The sequence below is a fragment of the Microvirga lupini genome, assembly GCF_014191055.1.
In the GTDB taxonomy this organism is placed as follows: domain Bacteria; phylum Pseudomonadota; class Alphaproteobacteria; order Rhizobiales; family Beijerinckiaceae; genus Microvirga; species Microvirga lupini_A.
This window is the reverse complement of the sequence record NZ_JACHWB010000004.1, coordinates 374,395-394,067: the sequence shown is the minus strand read 5'-3', so window position 1 is coordinate 394,067 and position 19,673 is coordinate 374,395. Positions and strand designations below refer to the sequence as shown.

At 66.4% G+C, this 19,673-nt stretch carries 18 protein-coding genes; 6 read left to right on the top strand and 12 right to left on the bottom strand.

The features are described from left to right. Nucleotides 1-36: 36 nt before the first annotated feature. Complete coding sequence (locus FHR70_RS17105; protein ID WP_183452343.1) at nucleotides 37-1,638, top strand: tyrosine-type recombinase/integrase; 1,602 nt, start codon at nucleotides 37-39, stop codon at nucleotides 1,636-1,638. Nucleotides 1,639-1,818: 180 nt separating this feature from the next. Then, the gene (locus FHR70_RS17100; RefSeq protein WP_183452341.1) at nucleotides 1,819-2,277 is read left to right on the top strand and encodes a GIY-YIG nuclease family protein; all 459 of its coding nucleotides are present in this window, start codon (nucleotides 1,819-1,821) and stop codon (nucleotides 2,275-2,277) included. A 34-nt stretch (nucleotides 2,278-2,311) separates the two neighbouring features. On the opposite strand, the gene FHR70_RS17095 is transcribed toward FHR70_RS17100, so the two are convergent. Continuing rightward, nucleotides 2,312-3,133, bottom strand: coding sequence for a hypothetical protein (locus FHR70_RS17095; protein ID WP_183452339.1), 822 nt, complete (start codon nucleotides 3,131-3,133; stop codon nucleotides 2,312-2,314). 334 nt (nucleotides 3,134-3,467) lie between these two features. On the opposite strand from FHR70_RS17095, the gene FHR70_RS17090 reads away from it, so the two are divergent. The 3 genes from FHR70_RS17090 to FHR70_RS17080 all read left to right on the top strand — a co-directional run bounded on the left by FHR70_RS17090 (nucleotide 3,468) and on the right by FHR70_RS17080 (nucleotide 9,807). Next, nucleotides 3,468-6,749 carry a DEAD/DEAH box helicase family protein gene (locus tag FHR70_RS17090; protein WP_183452337.1) on the top strand — a complete coding sequence of 1,094 codons (3,282 nt, stop codon included), beginning with the start codon at nucleotides 3,468-3,470 and terminating at the stop codon, nucleotides 6,747-6,749. Between the two features lie 13 nt (nucleotides 6,750-6,762). Then, nucleotides 6,763-7,749, top strand: coding sequence for a hypothetical protein (locus FHR70_RS17085; protein ID WP_183452335.1), 987 nt, complete (start codon nucleotides 6,763-6,765; stop codon nucleotides 7,747-7,749). A gap of 1,386 nt (nucleotides 7,750-9,135) precedes the next feature. Further along, on the top strand, nucleotides 9,136-9,807 hold the full coding sequence (locus tag FHR70_RS17080; protein ID WP_210277667.1) for a hypothetical protein: 672 nt from the start codon (nucleotides 9,136-9,138) through the stop codon (nucleotides 9,805-9,807). Nucleotides 9,808-10,336: 529 nt separating this feature from the next. Here the strand turns inward: FHR70_RS17080 and FHR70_RS17075 are convergent. From FHR70_RS17075 to FHR70_RS17065, 3 genes are read right to left on the bottom strand one after another with little or no spacing between them, the layout of a single operon-like run. After that, on the bottom strand, nucleotides 10,337-10,975 hold the full coding sequence (locus FHR70_RS17075) for a class I SAM-dependent methyltransferase (RefSeq protein WP_183452331.1): 639 nt from the start codon (nucleotides 10,973-10,975) through the stop codon (nucleotides 10,337-10,339). After that, nucleotides 10,972-11,898 carry an alpha/beta fold hydrolase gene (locus tag FHR70_RS17070; protein WP_183452329.1) on the bottom strand — a complete coding sequence of 309 codons (927 nt, stop codon included), beginning with the start codon at nucleotides 11,896-11,898 and terminating at the stop codon, nucleotides 10,972-10,974. The genes FHR70_RS17075 and FHR70_RS17070 overlap by 4 nt, the downstream gene beginning before the upstream one ends. Nucleotides 11,899-11,902: 4 nt before the next feature. Continuing rightward, nucleotides 11,903-12,559, bottom strand: coding sequence for a DUF2239 family protein (locus FHR70_RS17065; protein WP_183452327.1), 657 nt, complete (start codon nucleotides 12,557-12,559; stop codon nucleotides 11,903-11,905). A gap of 143 nt (nucleotides 12,560-12,702) precedes the next feature. Between FHR70_RS17065 and FHR70_RS17060 the strand changes: the two genes are divergently transcribed. Continuing rightward, a complete protein-coding gene (locus FHR70_RS17060; protein ID WP_183452325.1) occupies nucleotides 12,703-13,038 on the top strand; it encodes a GIY-YIG nuclease family protein in 336 nt (111 codons plus the stop codon). 469 nt (nucleotides 13,039-13,507) lie between these two features. Here the strand turns inward: FHR70_RS17060 and FHR70_RS17055 are convergent, their stop codons facing one another. From FHR70_RS17055 to FHR70_RS17020, 8 genes are all read right to left on the bottom strand, one after another. Beyond that, a complete protein-coding gene (locus FHR70_RS17055; protein WP_210277666.1) occupies nucleotides 13,508-14,491 on the bottom strand; it encodes an alpha/beta fold hydrolase in 984 nt (327 codons plus the stop codon). Between the two features lie 84 nt (nucleotides 14,492-14,575). After that, nucleotides 14,576-14,956 carry a GNAT family N-acetyltransferase gene (locus FHR70_RS17050; protein ID WP_183452323.1) on the bottom strand — a complete coding sequence of 127 codons (381 nt, stop codon included), beginning with the start codon at nucleotides 14,954-14,956 and terminating at the stop codon, nucleotides 14,576-14,578. A 171-nt stretch (nucleotides 14,957-15,127) separates the two neighbouring features. Further along, entirely contained in the window at nucleotides 15,128-15,640 is a 513-nt protein-coding gene (locus tag FHR70_RS17045) for a GNAT family N-acetyltransferase (protein ID WP_183452321.1), read from the bottom strand. Then, on the bottom strand, nucleotides 15,640-16,428 hold the full coding sequence (locus FHR70_RS17040; protein WP_183452319.1) for an alpha/beta fold hydrolase: 789 nt from the start codon (nucleotides 16,426-16,428) through the stop codon (nucleotides 15,640-15,642). Before FHR70_RS17040 ends, FHR70_RS17045 begins: the two co-directional genes overlap by 1 nt. A gap of 62 nt (nucleotides 16,429-16,490) precedes the next feature. Next, nucleotides 16,491-16,979 (bottom strand): GNAT family N-acetyltransferase, encoded by a 489-nt coding sequence (locus FHR70_RS17035; RefSeq protein ID WP_183452317.1) that lies wholly within the window; start codon nucleotides 16,977-16,979, stop codon nucleotides 16,491-16,493. A 27-nt stretch (nucleotides 16,980-17,006) separates the two neighbouring features. Further along, nucleotides 17,007-17,810, bottom strand: a complete 804-nt coding sequence (locus FHR70_RS17030) for a DJ-1/PfpI family protein (protein ID WP_183452315.1) — start codon at nucleotides 17,808-17,810, stop codon at nucleotides 17,007-17,009. Between the two features lie 69 nt (nucleotides 17,811-17,879). Then, entirely contained in the window at nucleotides 17,880-19,184 is a 1,305-nt protein-coding gene (locus FHR70_RS17025; protein ID WP_246408239.1) for a cytochrome-c peroxidase, read from the bottom strand. Continuing rightward, nucleotides 19,123-19,569, bottom strand: coding sequence for a FixH family protein (locus FHR70_RS17020; protein ID WP_183452313.1), 447 nt, complete (start codon nucleotides 19,567-19,569; stop codon nucleotides 19,123-19,125). Before FHR70_RS17020 ends, FHR70_RS17025 begins: the two co-directional genes overlap by 62 nt. Nucleotides 19,570-19,673 lie beyond the last annotated feature (104 nt).

Below are 19,673 nucleotides of genomic sequence, written 5' to 3'. Positions count from 1 at the left end.
ACAGGCAGTGGGTGCCGACAGAGAAACTGTACTCCGATGGCGAGGATCAAGCAAACCGAGTTCACGACGGCCACCGCATCCCTGCGCCCGGCCGACATCAACGTCCCCCTGGCGCTCCTGGAGGACATCCTCAGGAAGGGCGTCAGCGCCTCCGCCGCCCTGCCGAAGGCCCGCCGCGGAAGAAAGCCGAGTCGGGACCTTCCCTGTCTGGACCTGCGGGTCCGCGGGCCCTCGGAACCGATCTGGTACCTCCACGACGAGGGCGGCTTTGAGCTTTCGACCGGCTTCCGGGAGTCCCAGAGGGACGAGGCGGAGGCGTTCAAGGCCGCCTACACGGTGATCAAGCTCGCGACGCGGCTGGGCGCGGTCTCGCCGCTCGCGGTGACCGTGTCCGCCATCTGCGCCCATGCCCTGTCGCGGCTCGGCCGCAGGCCGGACCGGATGGCGCCGCGCCACCCGGGCGATCCGAAGGCCCGGAAGGCCGACAACGCGCGGCGCGAATACGACCGCAAGGTCCGCGAGATCGGACGCATCAACCACTATTTCGGCGACACGCCCATGGGCGAGGTCACCGAACGCGCCCTGCGCCAGTACCTCGCCGAGCGGCTCGACCAGCCGCTCGGCACCTGCCGCCCGGGCGCCTCGGACGTCCGCCTGGTCCAGGAAGGCACGGTCCGCAAGGAGCTCATCGCGTTCCGCAAGGCGGTCGCGGACTTCGCGCAGGACAGGAAGGTGTTCGGCCTGCCGCCGATCTGGGTCCCGCGCAATTCGCCACACCGCACCCGGTACCTGACCCGGTCCGAGTGCGCGCGCCTGGTCGGCGCCGCGCTCGGCTTTGTCTGGGACACGGCGGCCGGCGCCTGGAAGCGCGAGGCCGGGGTGGTTGAGGGACGCCGGGTCTGGCGCCTCGTGCGGCGCCCGCCCGCCGTCCGGAAGACCCGGCGGGCCCTGCTCCGCTTCATCATGATCGGGCTCTACACCGGCACGCGGAACGCGGCCGTCCGCGCGCTGCGGTGGCGGCTCAACCGCGACACGGGCGCCATCGACGTCGAGGGCGGCGTGCTTCACCGCCAGGGCCTCGGCGTGGCGCCAAACCGGGGCAAGCGGCAGCCCGCGGTTGACCTGCCCGAGCGTCTCCTCCGCCACCTGAGGCGGTGGCGCGCGATGGACGAGGCGCTCGGCACCGATTTCGTCATCCACAAGCCCGACGGCACGCCCTACTGGCAGCGGCTAGAGCACCTGTGGGACACGGTCGCCGCCGACGCCGGGTTCGGCGACGACCCCGAGGTGATCCCGCACGCGCTGCGGCACACCTGCGCGACCTGGCTGCGGCTGAGCCGGGTGCGGCTGGAGGAGGCCGCGGACTATTTGGGCATGGATCCGGTGACGCTGATCCGGGTCTATGGCCAGCGCACCATCGACGGTCATGCCGCCGCCACTGCGGCGATGGACAACGCCCGCGACCTGCGCCACCGCCGGGTCATGGGCGGCACGGAGCTCCCGCGCGGCCTCAAGCCGGCCAAGGGTCCGGCGCCGAAGCCGGTCTGGCTGGCGGCTGGGGAGCTGACGTCGACCGTCCTGCCAGCCCGGGCCGCCTTCGATCTCAGGCCCGGCCGCGCCGCCTCCCTCGCCGCTTGACAGTGCCCGCCGCGGCATGCGCATGCCGCGGCGGCGTCTTGTGGATCAGGCCGCGGAACACGGCCCGCGGGCGTCGGCACGCCAACCGACACCTTGACGGGATCCCGCTCCTGAACAACTGTGCCGCGTTCCGGAACGGGGGAAGTCGGCCCCATTGGACAGGGGTCTGAAGTGAGCGGCATGAACACCATGTTTCACACGGCGACATCGGCGGTTCCGGTGTTGTTCGCCCAGCTCATGTCGTCCCCCGCATTCCACCAGAAAGGCATTGCGGCCCAACGGGGAAAGGCGGGCATCTACGTGTTTTTCGAGGACGGGGTCCCGGTGCATGTCGGCCGGACCCGAAACCTGGGGGGCCGCCTTCGAGGGCACATCACCCGCAGCCACTATTCGGCTTCGTTCGCGTTCAAGCGCGCCCGACGGGCTCTCGCCCGGGCCGCGACCTACACCACCGAAGGATCCAGGGGCCATCTGTCGAAGGACCCCGTGTTCGGCGCGGAGTTTCATCGGCAGATCGAGGCCGTCAGGGCGATGCAGGTGCGCTTCGTGGAGGTGACCGATCCGGTCCTGCAGTACCTGCTGGAGCTCTATGCCTGCCTCGAACTGCAGCTTCCCCTGGACGAGTTTGACACCCACTGACCGCGGCAGTCGCGCGGCGTTCGCGGGCGCCCGATCATGCGAATCCCGGGACCGCGCCGAGACCCGTGACCTCCAGCAAGACCTTCCGGACGTCGACGATGTCGATGGAATGCACGCCGAAGACCAGGTCGTTCTGCTCGCGCCGGTAGCTGCAGGCGGGATATTGCTCAAGGTCGTGGTTGAGCACACTTGACCAGATGGCCCGGTCCATCTCGGCCTTGACCTTCTGGGCGTCGACGGGCCGGCCGGCCGCCGCATCGTTGAGGACGTCCTTCGCGATCTTCGCACAGCGATGGGCGGCCAGGGCGGCCGCGAACCAGTTCGCCCCATAGGACACGGCCCAGCCCCACCGGGTGTTTTGCAACCGGTCCGCCATGCGCGGCGCCCGGCACGCGCTTCCGCTCGGGTGCTGCAGCCACCAGGCGCTCTCGCTGACGATCCGTTCGGCGACCACGCGGGGAACGGCGGTGACGGCCCCGTCGGCCCATGCGGGCACGGCCACCTGCGGCGGCGCGGCCGCGGCCGCGGCCCGTTGGTTGGCCTCGGCCAGCTGCTCGGTCAGGCTCGCGATCTGGGCGGCCTGGCTGGCAACCTGCCCGCGGAGCTCGCGCAGCTCCTCGATCAGGCTCTCGTCCACCTCCCCGGTGGCGTAGGCCCGCTCGCACGACAGGCAGCGGCGGCGGCGCTTGACCCAGCCGATGTCGGGATGGTCCTCGTAAAACCAGAAGCGATCCGGCTCGCCGGCTTCGTCCTCGACACCGAGAGGCTCGGCGTCCTCGAAATCCGCGCACTGACGGCAATGGGCGACCACCGTGGCGAAAGGCTTGCGGCTCGGGCCATTCAATCCTGACGACATTGCCCCCTGCACGTTTTCTTGAATGTTGCAGCAAGCTTCGGCCCTTGGAGCCGGCGGTCAAGGGCGGAATGGATAGTATTCACAGGACGATGAAACCATCAGTCTATGACGGCTCCAATTTGGTGGCTCCAATCTGCAAAGAACGTGAAAGGATCGAATGCCATTTTCTTTTGAGGGGGCGCATTGATCCTTCGCCGGCCGCGCCGCGACAGGAGTGCGACAAGCGGCTGGCGCGGCCCCGCCCAAGGCCCGTCAACCTCCTCTACATTGCATGTCCTTTGGCTGCACACGCGGGCGCCTGTGATAATCTTCCGCGAAAAGTGGGGGATTCGGGGTGCCAACGCGTAACATCCATGTGCCGGCGCGCTATCGCGTCGACGGCAAGATCCATGGCAACAGGATCCGGCAGGTCGCCATTCCTCAGGCTGCAATCGAGGCCGAAGTGCTCGCGGAGACGCGGGACGGCACGCGCTTCGCACTGGGGGACGGAACGACGCTGCTCGTCACGGAGCGCAGGGTGCAGCCCCGCGAAACGGATGACGGCGTCCTGCGGCTCCGTTCCCTGGACATGCTCGACACGGCGGAGAGGGCCCGCGACGAGGCGGCCAAGCCTCGTTGGCTCAAGCCGGTGTCGAGCGACCCCGAGGAACTCAGCCGCGAGGAGGCGGCGGCGCTTTGCGACGACGCCCGGAAATCGTGGCGGGGCCGGTTTCAATTCCAGGAGGAGGATCCCGAGGCGGGAACCCCGGGCCTTCGCAGCCCCCAAAGCGGTGCGCTGCATGCCATCCTGGCGCACTGGAAGGTCACGACGGCCCCCGCCACCGTCGTGATGCCCACCGGAACCGGGAAGACCGAGACCATGCTGGCGTTGCTGGTCAGCCAACGCCTGCACCGGCTTCTCGTGGTCGTCCCCACCGTCGCGTTGCGCGACCAGGTCTCGCGCAAGTTCATCACGCTCGGCATCCTCAAGGACCATGGCATCGTCAGCCGCGACGCGCACCATCCGGTCGTGGGCGTCATGGAGCATCGCCCGCGCACCGTCGAGGAAGTCGACGAACTGTTCGCACGTTGCAACGTGGTGGTCACCAACATGCAGGTGGTCGGCGGTTGCGAGCCCGCCATCCAGGAGCGGATCGCGGAGGCATGCACGCACCTTTTCATCGACGAGGCCCATCACATCTCAGCCCGGACATGGGACGCGTTCCGCCGGCGCATGCTGGCCAAGGTTATCGTTCAGTTCACGGCTACCCCCTTCAGGACCGACGGCCGCCACGTCGACGGAAAGGTGGTGTTCAACTATCCCCTGAGGAAGGCGCAGGAGGAGGGCTATTTCCGCCCCATCAACTTCCGGCCGGTCAACGTCTTCGGGACCAGGGATGCCGACCGTGAGATCGCATGCGCGGCCCTCGCCCGCCTTGACGCGGACCGCGGGAGCGGCCTGCGCCACCTCGTGATGGCGCGCGTCGACAGCATCGACCGCGCGTCCTCGGTGCATGCCCTCTATGCGGAGATTGCGCCCGGGCACCGCCCCCTGCTGATCCACAGCAAGATGCCCCAGGCGCAGCGGCGCGAGGCGTTGCGCGCGCTGCGCGCGGACGAGACGAGGGTGATCGTCTGCGTCGACATGCTCGGCGAGGGCTTCGATCTTCCCGAGCTCAAGATCGCGGCGCTGCACGACATGCACAAGAGCCTCGCTATCACGCTCCAGTTCACGGGCCGCTTCACCCGGACGGCCGCTCATCTCGGTCGCGCCACGGTGGTGGCCAACATCGCCGATCCCGGTGTCGACGAGAGCCTGCGGGACCTGTATGCGGAGGACGCGGACTGGAACGTCCTCCTTCGCCGCTTGAGCGAGGGTGAGACGGGGCGCCAGCAGCGGCGCTCGGATCTCATCGAGAGCTTCGTCGATGCGCCTCCCGAGATCGCCCTGCGCAACATCGCGCCGAAGATGTCGGCGGTGGTTTACCGCACCGCCTGCGAGCGCTGGCGGCCCGAGGACCTCGATGTCGAGACGAAGTGGGTGAGCCTTCTGGCGGATCCGGCCATCAGCCGCCGGTTCGAGATGGCCGTCTTTGTCACCAGGGAGGTCGAGCCGGTCTCCTGGGGCGCCGTCAAGGAGATCTCGAACGTCTCCTACCACCTTTACGTCCTGCACTGGAACCGCGAGCTCGGGCTGCTCTTCATCAACAGCTCGAACAACGACGGCACGCATGAGGGGATCGCGAAGTCCGTCGCCGGCGAAGACATCTCGCTGATCCGCGGCGAGGAGGTGTTCCGTTCACTGCACGGCATCAACCGGCTCGTGCTGATGAACCTCGGCCTGAGCCACTCCCTGTCCAAGGCGGTCCGTTTCACGATGCTCGTGGGCGCCGACATCGCCGAGGCAGTCACGTCGGGCGACCTGGAGACGAAGACGAAGTCGAACACGTTCGGCAAGGGATACGCCGACGGCGGCAAGGTGACCGTCGGCTGCTCGAAGAAGGGCCGCGTCTGGTCGTATAAGATCGCCTATGACCCGTCCGAATGGCTGGAGTGGTGCCAGGCCATCGGGCGCAAGCTCATCGACGAGAGCATCGACCCGGGAGAGATCATCCTGCGCAACGTGCTCCTTCCCGAGCGTGTCAGCGACCGCCCGGCGCTGGTGCCGCTCGTGATCGAGTGGTCGGAGGAGTTCTACAACCGCCCCGAAGAAGGCGTCACCGTCGAGATCGACGGCGAGGTCGCGCCGTTCTACGAGGCGGGGCTGGAGCTCATCGCGCATGAGCGCGACGGTCCGATCCAGTTCCGGGTGTTCACCGAAACGAAGTCGGCGGGGTACCGGATCGCCTTCAGGGGAGAACATGTCCGCTACGAGCCGCTCTCGCGCCAGGAGGTGCGGATCAAGGCCGGGAAGAGGATCAAGACCCTGTCGGAGTGGTTCGACGAGGAGCCGCCCGTCGTGCGCTTCGAGGACAACACCTTCCTGATCTACAACGAGCAGTTCAGGCTCCGGAACCCTGGCGAGCGCGCCCCGTATCCGCGCGAGCGGCTGGAGGCCTGGTCCTGGCCCGCGCACGTGGACCTCACCGTCGAGTCCCAGAAGGTCGCCAAGCGGCCGCATTCGATCCAGTTCCACGCCCTGCGGGTCCTTGCCGATCCCGCCCACGACCCGCACTACAGTTTCCTGCTCGACGACGACGACCACCACGAGGCCGCCGACATCGTCGGGCTGAAGGTCGTCGGCGAGCGGCTGGTCGTGCATTTCTACCACTGCAAGTTTTCGAAGGAGAGGATGGCCGGGGCCCGCGTCGACGACCTCTACGCCGTGTGCGGCCAAGCCCAGAAGAGCGTCATGTGGAAGGCGGACCCGGTGGGATTGCTCCAACACCTGCGGCGCCGGAGCGCCGAGCGCGAGCGCAAGCACGGCGTGTCGCGGTTCGAGGTGGGCAACGATGCCGACCTCGCGGCGCTCGCGCACCGGGCCCGGCTCCTCATCCCGGACTTCCGCATCTTCATCGTGCAACCAGGTCTGTCGAAGGCGAACGCCTCGCGCGAGCAGCTCGACCTGCTCGCCGCGACGGAGGCGTACCTGAAGGAGACGTACGCCATTCCTTTGACCGTCATCGGCAGCCCGTGAAGGATCCTTCGAGATGTCCTCCCCCCAGCAAGCCGGCGCGATGGACGCCCGGACGGTCCAGGCGCTGCAGCAGGCCGCCGATCAGGTGGTCCACGCCGCGATCACGCGCGGCACACCTCCCCTGACCCCGCCCCGGAACGAGCCGGAGATCGTCGCCTGCTTTGTCATCGACGGGCTCGCAGCGATCCAAAGCGCCTGGGACGCCCTCCTCAAGCCGTCCGGCGTCCTCGTCGGCATGACCGGGGTGTTCTGCCATCTCAAGCCCATGGTGTCGTTCCGCCACGGCGCCCGGCCGGACGCGACCTGCGAGCTCGCGGACCTTCTGATCGTCCACGACGACGGCTTCGCGACCCGTAGGGGCGGCCCTGCGGGACCGACCTTCATCCCAAGGACAAGGCGTGCGGTCCTGGTGCAGGCGAAGAAGAACAAGACGGGGGTCGTCAGGGCGCCGGACCCCACCCAGCTGCACCTGTACCGCACATGGCCGCGCTTCACCCTGGAGGGAACGGCCTACAGCATCGGATCGCCCGGAACCGCCGAGCCGGGCGGGCGCTACGGGCTGATCAGGACAGGCGGCCGGCGCAGGCCGGGCGCCGCATGGCACGCGGTGCAGCCCGCGCCGGCCATGGACGCCCTGACCGGCCCGACGCTCGGGGGCTACATGGCGCGGATGGTCGGGGGGTGGCCACGGGCCGGGCGGCCGGCGCAGCCGGGCGGCTCCGATGACTGGTCCAGGCTCGTCGACCTGCTGCTCGCCCCCGCGGTCGACGACGGCTTCAACATCCGCGGCCACGGCATCGGCAGCCGGCGCTCCCACCGCCTGGCGGCGTTCGCGAGCGTCCCCCGCCCGGGCGGGAGCTGGCAACCGGCGGGGCCGGGCCAGCCTCTCAGCCTGCTCGTGGCGTCCGGGCCGCCGCTCCTGCGTCTGGGTTTCGGGGACGTCGGGCGCGGGCGGCCGCGCATCAGCACGATCCATATCCGGACGGCCTCGGAGGGCTGAACCCGCCCCGTCCCGTGGGCGTGGGGGCTGTGGCGGGAAGGCGCGCGCGCCTGAGGCGGCGAGGCCCGCCCGCGGCCGTGTCCGGGCGGAATTCCGGCGCCATTGCGGGGCCATTGCGGGGCCATTTGGCGGCCATTCCGCCCCATAACCCCTTGCGCCGCAAGGGGTTATGGGGCGGATGCGCTGTGGCTTGAAAAGGATGAAGGACGCGCTATCCCGTTGATTTTCGTCCTCTCCCGCACAGCCGGATGCAGTCCGAGGGCCCGAAATTCAGGGAAATGCCCTCTGTTCCGGGGGCCATTCCGGGGCCAGACCACCAGGAATTTAGGTATTTGGATACCTCAAGCCGAAGACGGTTTTCGTCCACGAGAACTCTTCCTGTGCCAAAGCTCCCGAGGCGGTGCCCAGAGCGGATGAACACCCTTCAGGAAAGACCTGACCACAGGGTCGGGAGGATCCTCGGCCAGCCACCTTGCAGCATTGCTGTGGGTCCGGATCTCTCCGAGGAGGTACGGCACGAGTCCACTGCCGTCGTCCTGCCCCCGGATGAGCAGCTCGAAACGCGCACGTATGACGGCCAGGGTCGCGCCCTTCAATCCGACCCGAATGGCGGTGCGCCGGGCATGGTCATCGATCTCCATTTGCCGCATTGGCTTCAGGTTCGCGCCTCTGATCAGCGGGGTCTGATGATCCCCAAGGATCTCAGATGGAAGGGCTTGCCTATACCCCTCCATGAGGGCGATGACGAACGGCGAAAGCGGGATGTACCGCGGGACCCGGCGATGGATGCCCCGCAGGCTTGAGGTCAGGACAACATCCCGGCCGCCAGGACGCCAGTGCGCCGGAGGAAGCTCGATGATTTCGAGCGGCCACAGGCCGCAACAGGCCGACAGGGCGCAAACGAGCGCCCCGCGAGGGGCAGCCCACGCCGTCCCGCCAGGCACCTCATGGGACTTGGGCTGAAGGAGCGGCCAGATTGTTTCGAACGTCAGCACCGGATCGCGCCCTCGCTGCCGTGACAGCCCTGCCGTTCCCTGAAGAATGGTTGAGGTCGATCCCGCCCATCGAGCTGGATTCGGACGTATGGACCTCGCGACAATTCTGGCGCTCTTTTCAAAATCAAGCCAGAGTGGTCGCCCCATTCGCGGCATAGGACACTCGGTCGGATGTGGTGAAGCTACTTCGCCTGTTCACCTTGTGCACCTCCCTAGCTGTGCCTGTCCGAGCGGATTATCTCGCATCCAGACATGAGGCTGTCGTCCTGACGTATCGTCTGCATCGACCATCACCTCCTGCTGCCGCTTGCCTGAAACCTAGGCTGTGGTGTGCCCTGGTCGTTCTGTCACTCCGCATATAGTCTCCGCAGACCGAAGCTGGAGCGTACGGATGAAGACAGGGGTTTCCCACCCTTTCATTGATGGCCGTGAATTTGTGGGCGAGGTCATCGTCAGGGCTTTTGAGATCATGCTGGACTATGGGCCAGAACGGTACGCGAAAACCGGAGACGCTTGGCTCAATGCGCTGCGAGAGGCGTTCTGGGAACGGTACAAGCCTCAAAGCGAATCCGGCATTCCAGGGCGGCCACGGATTGCGGCATTCGGGGGCCGGCCCCAAGCCAGCGACAAAAAGGAGCTACTGCCGTCCGGTCTCAAGCATTGGCCACGCTGGGAGTTCATGCATGACGTGACGCTCATGGAAGTCCAGTGGATTGAGACCGCCTACCAGCGATCACAGGTGCCCGTTCTGAAACGAACCCTCTGGCAGGTGGAATCAGAACTCAAACCGGACGGAACGAAGGTGAGCGAAGACCTGAGCAAGCTGAAGGCCGGCCAAGCGGATTACAAGCTTCTCATCGTCGCCCGCACCGTTCAGAAGGATCCAGTCCCCTGGAGAAATTTCATCGAGCATGCCGCCAGCGGGATTTCAGGAGAGGCCTATGTGGCTGAGATCCCGACCTATGCCGGAATGACGACCAAAGATTTTTGTGAGATGGACAAGGGCGAAATCTATGTTCGGGGCCTTGGCCCTCAACAAGCGGTGCAGCCTGCAAGCACTTAAGTCAAAATCTCGGACTTCATTCATCTCCCAACAAGCCCCAACGAGGTGCGGATCCATCGCCAGAAGGATCGTATCGGAGTTCCTTGTGAAGCACGCCCGTTGATGGCTTCCGACCCAGGTCAGGCTGGGTGAACAGGCACCGTGCTTGGAGCCATGTTCACCACTCAGAGGCTCCGCTGACGGGCCCCCTCGGGAGGAGCCGGATTTCGACGGGCTGAAAGCGGGGAAAACAGTCGAAATCGGGGGTGTTCGGGGCACTTTCCGCCAAGTCTCCGCCAAGCCTTTTTGCTGTCGCTTTGACGAGATCTTTGAGCCGACGGTGGGTGACGTGATCCAGGCCTCTGGATCCCAAGTGCTTCGGTTCGTTCCCAACGATCCGGGGAGCCTCGTTTCCTCGCCGATCCTGTTCGTCCAGGATCAGCGGCACTTGATCAACACTTGATTTGGTAACGCGGCTTCCTTGCCACGGCCGTTCAGAGGCGCGCCGTGGCAGGGTGGTGCCAGGCAGCTCCTGTCACGGCCGCTCCCGTCACCACTTGCGGGCCACAACGTAAGGACGATTGTCGTTGCCCTTGGATGCATGGCTTTCGGTGGCAAGGATGTCGAAGCCCGCGGCCCGGATGTGCTGGCTCAGGTCCGCTACCCGAAAGACGCCCGCATAGGGTGCCTTGCCGATCACGCGCATCGCAGGCAACGCCACGGACCGGATGAGCGGGTTCATGTGTCCCAAGCAGGGTGTCTTGGAGATGAACAGGCCTTCCGCTGCAAGCAAGGCGTAGATGCAGCGCAGCGTGCCGGGCAGGTCGCGGACCAGATGGAGATAGTTGAAGCCCAAAACCACGTTGAACCGTGCTGCGTCAGGCGCAAGCGCCTCGGCTGTCGCGGTCCGGAAGGCAAGGGTCGGGACGGGGCCTGCGGCATGCTTCTCCTTGGCAATTGCGATCATTCCGGCGGAAAGGTCCGTCGCGACATAGTCTTGAACGCCGCCCGCGAGCCGGAGGGCCGTTGTTCCTGTTCCGCAGCCCAGTTCCAACACCCTGTCTCCTGGTCCCAGCAGGGCCCGGGTCCGCTCCAGCGTCCGCTCATAGCCGGCCTGATCCGCAATCGCGGACCTGGCATACTTCCGTGAGATCCGATCCCAGAAATGGGCGTCACCCGCCATGCTCATGATCGATTTCTCCTCCCAAACGTCCTGAGCGGGAATGACCGCCCAGCCGTCTGGTCGATGGCCTCAATGACCATGCTATCCAGCGCAGGCGGCAAGTCGTGCCCCATTCCGTCGATCAGCATCAGGTCTGCATCCGGGATCGAAGCTGCGGTGTCCCGGCCGCAAGCCGGAAGGATGAGCGGATCATCGGCCCCGTGAACGACGAGCGTCGGCGCGGAGATCGTCGCCAGACGCGGGCGACGGTCACCGGTCACGGCCATCGCGGCGATCTGCCGTGCGGAGCCGCCGGGATCATAGGCCCGCCGGGTCTCCTCCATGATGAGGAGGCGATGGGTATCTTCGTCAAACGGATGGCCGTTGCCGGCGATGCGGCGTGCGAAGGCAAGCTTGTGCGCGATGAGGCCGGCTTCGTCCGAGACGGGATCCGGCGCCGGGCGCATCATCAGCGCCATGACGTCGGGGGCAGCCTGCGGCAGCATGGGATTACCCGTGCTTGCCATGATCGAGGTCAGGGACAGCACCCGCTCGGGATGATCGCTCGCCATGATCTGGGCGATCATCCCGCCCATTGAGCGCCCGACGACATGCGCCCGGTCAATGGCGAGAGCGTCGAGCAATCCGATGGCGTCCGCAGCCATGTCGTGGAGCGTATAGGGAACGTCGGGCCGCCGTCCGGCCATCAGCGCTGCCGCCAGCGCACCAAAATCCGGCGGAGCGCACTGGTGGAAATGGGTCGAATGTCCGCTGTCCCGGTTGTCGAAACGGATCACACGGTAGCCACGCGCCGCCAACGCCTCGCAGAACGGAACCGTCCACCGGATCATTTGCGTACCCAATCCTGCGATCAGCAGGAGCGCTTCACCGGCCTCGTCGCCGAAACAGTCATAGGCCAGATCGATCCCATTGGTTCTCACGATGGCCATGATGCTATTCCGCCCGGAGCGAGGTTGGATCGTCCTGCGGACCGAAGGCCAGGCGCAGGACGTAGGACCGGATGTCGTGCGGCCAGTTTGCGATCCATTGCTCCAGCGTGGGGCGATCATCCGCGAAGAGCGCGCGTGTGGCCTCCTCATAGCCTGGCAGATCGCCCGCCATCGCCAGCATGAACTGATAGGCGGCCTCCTGGGCAGTCCGCCTTTGCTGGCGCGTTCCCCCGCTACGCCGAGCATCATCCACCAGCCTTCTCAGGACAGCAGATGCGCCACCCGGCTGCGCGGCCAGCCACTCCCAGTGCCGCGGCAGCAGCGTCACCTCCCGCGCAACGACTCCCAGTTTCGGGCGCCCCCGGCCCCGTAGTTCGGAACTCTCGTCTGTCGCAAGTTTGGACGCCTCATTCGCACAGGGGCGGTGGCGCCCAGCATGCGTCCGAGGAGGCTGAGACAACCTCTCGATGATGTCGGCCTTGCTCCCACGCAGGTCCAGATCAATGACGCGGCCGGTCACATCATCGAACACGAGGATCGCGTTCGACAAGCCGGTTTCGGTGGCCGCTTTGACAGCTAGAGCCACTTCGACAAGCGGACCGGAGAGGAGCAAGCGATGGCCGTCAAAGGCCGTGCAGGGATTGGCAAGGGGATCGGACACGTTCAGCACCACAAGTTGACCTCCAATTATTACCCGGGTAAAAGGTTTGCGTCAATATTACCCGTGTAATATTCATAGATAGCGTCCTTCCGGACGACGAGGCGATACGAAGTCGCCTCGCAACCAGTTGAAGGGGTAGAGGGATGAAGGGTGAGGCGCGCAGGGCAGCCGTGGCCGCCTACAAGGAACGCAAGGTCGTCGGCGGGGTCTACGTAGTTCGCTGCGTGGCTTCCGGCGAGACCTGGGTTGGGCAGTGGCCCAACATCGAGACCATCCAGACCCGCCTGTGGTTCACACTCCGACAGGGCACCCACCCCAGGAAGGAGTTGCTGGAGTCATGGCGTCGCCACGGCGAGGCGCAGTTCACCTTCGAAATCCTGGAAAGGCTTGAAGATGGGCCATCATCCTACACGCGTGACGCGGATCTGAAGGAACGTGCATCCCGTTGGCGGAAGGAGTTGAACGCAAACCCGATTTGAAGAGGGTAGAAATTCCGATTTCCGCCCGGAGCCTCCGCTGACGGTTCCCCTCGGTGTTATCCGGTACCTTCAGCGGATCCATTGATGAGTGGACCGAGTACCTCTGCATGGAGATCCTGCCCCGGTGGTCGGGTCGAACTCACCAGCCGGTCGCGCGAGCCGTTGGCCGGCGCCGTCGTCCATCCGGACGGCGTCGTTCCGGATGACGATACCGAAGGAGAGGTGTTGCCCCTGACCATCGCGGGCAAACCAGTCTGGGGGCGGGATGGCGATTTTCTCGCTGGTGAGGACATGCAACCGCACTCCGATGACGCAACCGCCATTTTCGAGGGTGGTGAGAGCACTTCCGCCCGCGATTGGCTCGAAGCTTACGGCTGGTGTCGGAAACCAAGCCTCGCGTCGCGGCGAGCGCGGTCGGACGCGTCCGCTCTGACTTCCCAATTCGGGAGACCACCTGACGTGGCGGGCTTCAGCGGACCGCCAACGGGGCCGCATCCCGCCCCTCGGCCAGGAACGCCGCGATGGCGTCCGCCACGTCACCGCTCCTCTCAATCGGCAGCATGTGGGTTTCGCCCTCGTACAGCGCGATGCCTGCACCCACGATCATCGTCGCGGTCTCCTCAAAGACACGTGTGCCGAAGAACTGGTCCGCCGTTCCTCCAACCACCAGCGTCGGCGTCGTGATCCGCTTTGTAAATTCCGGATTGCGCGCAAAGTCCTCGGAGAACAGGCTGCGGTACGACCGCAGGATGAGCGTGGGATCCTTGAACTCCGCCGCCAACCGGTCGCGGTCCTTCCACAGTTTCAGGCGCACCAGCCAGTTGTACCAGGGCCGGCGGAAGAGAAGGACGTTGTCAGTCACAAGCGAATGGAAGTCGCCGGTCCCAAGCGCCTTGAACTGGCGCTCCATCGCCGCCCAGCCCTCCTCGGAGAACCGGTGGCCGCTGACCAGAAGGACAAGGCGGTCCACAAGGTCAGGATGCTCCGCCGCGAAGCGTTGCGCGACGAAGCCCCCGAAAGAAACGCCGATCACCAAGTCCGGCTTGCCGATTTCGGCCCGAACCACGGAGGCCATGTCCCGCACGATGGTGTCGAGGGTGTAATCTGCGGGCGGCGTCTCCTCGTAGCCCAGGATCGTGAAGCGGAAACCCTCCGGCAAAAGGGCCGCAATCTGTCCTGCGTAACGGCCGGGATCGGACGACAGGTCGAGGCGCTTGAACAGGGCGTTGCCGCCAAAGAACACGGCCGCGTGCCTCGGCCCCGCGCCGCCGCGGATGTACGGGATCCTGCCGCCGAGAAGTCCGGTCTCGACCTGGTCTGACGGCACCCTGCTCCGCTCCGAGGTGACCTGATGATCTGAAGCGGGCCTGTCCGGGCGCCGCCACGCGACATATGCGCCGCCAAGGGCAAGCACCGAAACAAGAAGGCCCATGAGAATGATGCGTCGGGACATGATTGGATCGGAACTCTCTTTTGCGAATGCGACCTGTCGGACCGAGCCGATGGCGGACGGGTAAGCGCTGCCGCCATGGCAAGGTCAACCCTCGGGAGTGTCTCCCGAGGGCCATTTCCCCGGTCGCGGCTTGCGCATGATCCAGACCTCAGCGCTGGAGCCCGCAAACGGCGCCGTCTTCACTCCCTCGATCCGGAAACCGAGGCGCTCGTACAGACGCCGCGCATCAGGGTTCAGGGTGAAAACCGACAGCGTCAGATCTCCGACCACCCGACGCGCCGCCTCCGCCATCAAGGCCGTCCCGATCCCCTGCCCCTGATGCTGCGGATCGACGAACAGGTTGGAGACGTGGCTTCCGATCAGGTCGAGGAAACCCGCGATGGCGCTATCGCGGACGGCGACGATGCGTTCGTCCGCAGGCTCCAGCGGCTGCGCTTCGACGAACCGCCCCCGCAACTCCGGCATGCGCGGCCCGTACGAGCTGAGCGCCGCCAGGGCTGCGATTCTTTGGCAACTCGCCCTGTCGTCCTCCGAGAAGAGCCGCAGCTCAATGTCATGGTGGGCATTAGGATGTGTTCGATGCATGGAAGCACACGGTTGATGAGAGTCTAGACGTCGCGGCAGGGCTGAGGAGGATCATCCCAGGGACAACGCCATGACGCAGCGCCGGGCCGGCTCATGGCCCGCTTCGGCCTCGGCCTGGAGCTTCTGGAGATGGCCCGGTCCCGCCTCCTCCGGATCGACCTCCACAAACCCGAGCCTGGAGTAGTATGGACCGTTCCAGGGCAGGTCCCGGTAGGTGGTGAGCGTCACCGCGCCAAAGCCTGCGGCCCTGGCGTGATCCACCGCTGCCGCGATCAGCCTGGCGCCATGTCCCTGGCGCTGGTGGAACCGGGCGATGGAGACCTCCGCGATGTAGAACCGGCCATCGAGTTCATGGGCCGCAAGGAAACCCACCGGCTCATGCATCTCATCGGTCGCGACCCAGAGCGTGCCGTCGTGGCAGAGCGCCGCTAGCAGTCCCGAATCCATCGTTTCGCCGTCCGCCAGCCAAGCGAGACCGACATCCCGGAACACGGATGCGGCGGAGCGCTCGACGGCCGCGAGTTCGATCAAATCCTCGGAACGGGCTAGGCGAACAGAGGGCATCAACGGGCTCCAAGATGGGAAAGATCATCATCCCCGGCGGACCCCGCGTGGTTCACCAGGGGTCGGTTCGCCGCGATGGCCAGCAGGTGCGCTGCCAACAGGTCCGGCGCCGAGTAAAAGGGCGAGTGGTCGGTGTCCATCGTGACGACCTCGCGGCACGGCATGTCCGCCACCATCATGCTTTGCAGCTGGGGCGCGATGGCCCGGTCCTGCGTGCATTCGATGTAGACCCGGTCCACTGATCCGTAGCGTTCATCCGTCACCTGGAGCGGCGTCGTGAAGCTCACCATCGGCTCCGGCCCCGAGAGCGCCGCTGCACGGGCCACCCACTCGTTCGGGGTGGTGTTGTAGAACACGCGCTTCACGGCGTCGGGTGCGATGGTGGACGTCGCGCCGTCGGGAGCGAAGACCAGCGAGTCCTTCGACTCCGGCCGCGGCGGGATCCGCCGCATGGTGTCCAACAGGGTGCACCCATCGGGCACCAGAAAGGCGGCCAGATAGACGAGGGTCTGGATGCGGTCGGGCACGTATTCGGCCGCCTGGCTCACCACGATCCCGGCGCGGCTGTGGCCCACCAGGATGATGGGTTCTTCCTGCTGCCGCGCAAGGTCGGCTACGAAGCGGGCCCATCCTTCAAGCGTCACGTTGGCAAACGGCGTCCGGTCCTGGCCCATGCCCGGCAGGTCAGGGGCGATCACACGGTGACCGTGGCTCTCCAGCAGCGGCACAACCCGCTCCCAGCACCACGCGCCATGCCAAGCGCCATGAACCAGCACGAATGTCGACATCGTCATCTCCTCGATTGGGACTTACCCGCAGACCGCGCGGCTGCGGCATGGCGGCACGAAACTCAGAGTGGCTTGCGCAGCAGCAAGGTCGTCAGCCCGCTTGCCCACTCACTGTCGGGATATCGCTCCTCCTCCTGGTAGCCACGGGAGCGGTAGAAGCCTTGGGATGCTTGATTGAACGTGTCCGTTTCCAAGCGCACCGCACGATGGCCCGCATCGGCAATGCGCGTTTCAGCCTCGTCCATCAGCTGCGTCGCGATGCCTTTGCGCCGCCATGAGCTGAGGACGTGGAGCGCATGGACGAAGTCGCCGCGCCAATGCACCATGCCCGCCATCTTGTCGCCGCTGACGGCCACCCGGAACTCGGAGCCCATCTCGACGACATAGCGTCGGGCGCGGTCGCTCTCCCAATAAGCCTGGGCCGCGGCGGCCGTCACGACGGGCTCCCAGGTCGTGCGGAAGCTGTCATGCAGAAGAGCCACCAGGTCCTCTGTGTCCGAGGGGATGGCTTGGCGGATTCTTACGGCGCCCGCGTGCGGTGTCTGTGGCATGGCAATTCCTGTCTGGCACGGTTCGGGTCAGGACATGGGCTTGAGGGTTTTCGCCTCTTCGACGAACCTTTGAAGGCCCATCTGCAGGAGTCCGGCGATCTCCGGACGCGCCGTCTCCAGCGTGCCGCCGGTGATCGGCGGCTCGGGCGCGTACTCGGCCATCAGCACGCCGGCCTCGGCCATCGGGCGGCCTCGCAACTCGGCGACGAGGGTGATGCCGAAGTCGATGCCGGCCGAGACCCCTGCCCCGGTGATCACGTTGCCATCCCGCACGATGCGGCTCCTCTCGGGCGTGGCACCGAACTGCGACAGCAGCGGCACGACGGACCAGTGCGAGGTGGCGCGCCGGCCCTTCAGGGCGCCTGCCATCCCGAGGATCAACGAGCCGGTGCATACGCTGGTGACGTACTTCGCCCGCGAGGCGCGGTCGCGCATGAACGCGATGGTGTTTTCGTCACGCGCTGCCGCCAGCGTTCCCGTCGTGCCGCCGGGGGCGAAGATCACCGTCAGGTCGGCCGGGCAGTCGGCCATGGTGACGGTGGGCTGCACCGCCATGCCGAGATCGCTCGCAACCGGGCGAAGATCCGGCTGATTGGTCACCAGGTGGATCGTCGCGCCCGGAATGCCGGCGAGGAAATGATAGGGGCCCACGAAGTCGAGGGCGGTGAAGCCGGGATAGACCAGCATGGCGATCTGCTCGTTCCCTTGCATCCTCAAGTCGGGGATGTGTGAGGCCATCTCGCGCGGGTCGGCTGGCGCGGCCTGGGACAGGGCCGGTGTGAGGGCGGCGGTGGCAGTGGCGTGGGCGAGCAGGGTGCGTCGGGTCATCATCGGGACAGGTCCTTTCCGGCGCGACAGCGGCGTCGCGCCTTGTGTTCAGGTTGCGGTCGGTGACGGAGTTCAGAAGCCGTTGCGACCCTTGTCGTCGGGGTCCGGGTTCAAGGTCGCGAGGAAGGCAATCAACTGCCGCCGCTCGGTCTCGCTCAGGTTGAGCGGGCGAAGCTCGCTGTGCCCGGCGGGAGCCGCCGGAGCGGCGCTGTAGTGCGCCACCACGTCCGCCAGCGTGGGGATCTGGCCCGCGTGCATGTACGGCGGCCGGCCTGCGGCACCGCGCAGGGACGGGGTCTTGTACGCGCGCAGGAGCTCGTGCCCGTCCGCCGCCATGAAGCGCAGTTCGGAACAGTCGCCCTCGCCCGCGTCGCTGTACGGGCCGAGGCAGTTGAACGGGTCCTCCCGCACGAGCTTCGCACCTGCGGCCCGTCCGAGGTCCTTCGGCAATCCGGAAGCCGCCGGCACACCGGTGTTGTGGAAGTGATTGTCCGTCAGGAGCGGGCCATTGTGACAGTTGACGCATTCGCCCTTGCCAATGAACAGGCGCAGCCCGGCGACTTCGTCCTCATTGAGGATCCCGGCGCCGAGCGTGGACGCATAGGCATCGAACCGTGTCGGAGCTGGCGTAATCGTGCGCTCGAAGGCGGCGATGGCCTTGCCGATGTTGGCGAACACCCGGTTCACCGCCTCGCGATCCGCCTCCGGCATCGCCTCCCAGGCTCTGGTGGCATCCGGATCAGCAACGGGACCAGCCTGGGGCGGAAACTTCACTGTCTCAGGCAGCGGCCCGAACACAGCCTCATAGCGCTCTCGATAGTGCTCGGCGATGACATGGGCGTACTGGGTGCGGTTGCCGCCATGCTCGACGGGACTTTCGAGCGGGCCCAGCGCCTGCGACCACAGGCTGTCTGCGCGCCCGTCCCAGAACAGGAACGGGCTGTGGGCCATGCCGGCAATCGGCATGGTGCGCCGCGTGGTCGTGCCGACACCCCGCGCCAGCGGCACGTCGTCCTGGAACTGGCGCTCGGGCAGATGGCAGGTGGCGCAGGCGACCTGGCCGTTCGCGCTGAGCCGCACGTCGAAGAAGAGCGCGCGGCCGAGTTCCGCCGCCCGTGGATCGTCGGCCACCCGGTTCGAGGGGTCCGTAGGCAGCGGCGGCAGCGCGTCGAGCGCGAGCGACCGGATGATCGCACGCTCCTCCTCTGTCCAGCGCACCGCCGGAGCGGAGGCGGCATGGAGCCCGGCCGCCAGCAGGCCGGCGCCAAACAACACCGATGAGAGAATGGCAGCCGCCCGGCGCATCGCGGCCTCCTCAGAGCACGAGGTTGAAGGTGACGGTGTCGGCCCCCTTGGGACCGTCGATGGCGAGATCAAGCGTCCACCAGCCGCGCATGTTGAACTTCATGCCCTCAATCAGGTAGCGGCCCCCGCCGAGGTCCTTGGTCACCTGCGGCGCAGTCGGCAGGCCATGGCCGTGCTGCGGCATGCCGCCGTTGATCCCGATCTTCGCCGCCTTGATAGGAGCACCGGTCGGGGTCAGGACGGTCACGGTCCAGGCATGCATCGACCCGACACTGACGGGATTGGTCTGTGGTGCGATGGCGGCCTTGTAGAGGCCTGCCGCGGTCGGCTTCTCCAGCGCGAGATCGAGGTCGCTGGGAACGGAGCGCATCATCGCCCCGGCCGTGACGATGCCGCCGGCAAGCACAAGTGCGGGAATGCCGAGCAGCAGCGCGCGGCGCGAAGTCAGGGTCAACATATTCGTCAGTCCTCTTCCGGCACCGTTGCGGCGCGGGTTCTGAAAGCGCGCACCCTATGCGCCGGGCGGATGCTCCGCTTGAACGTAGCTGCTGACTTCTGCCG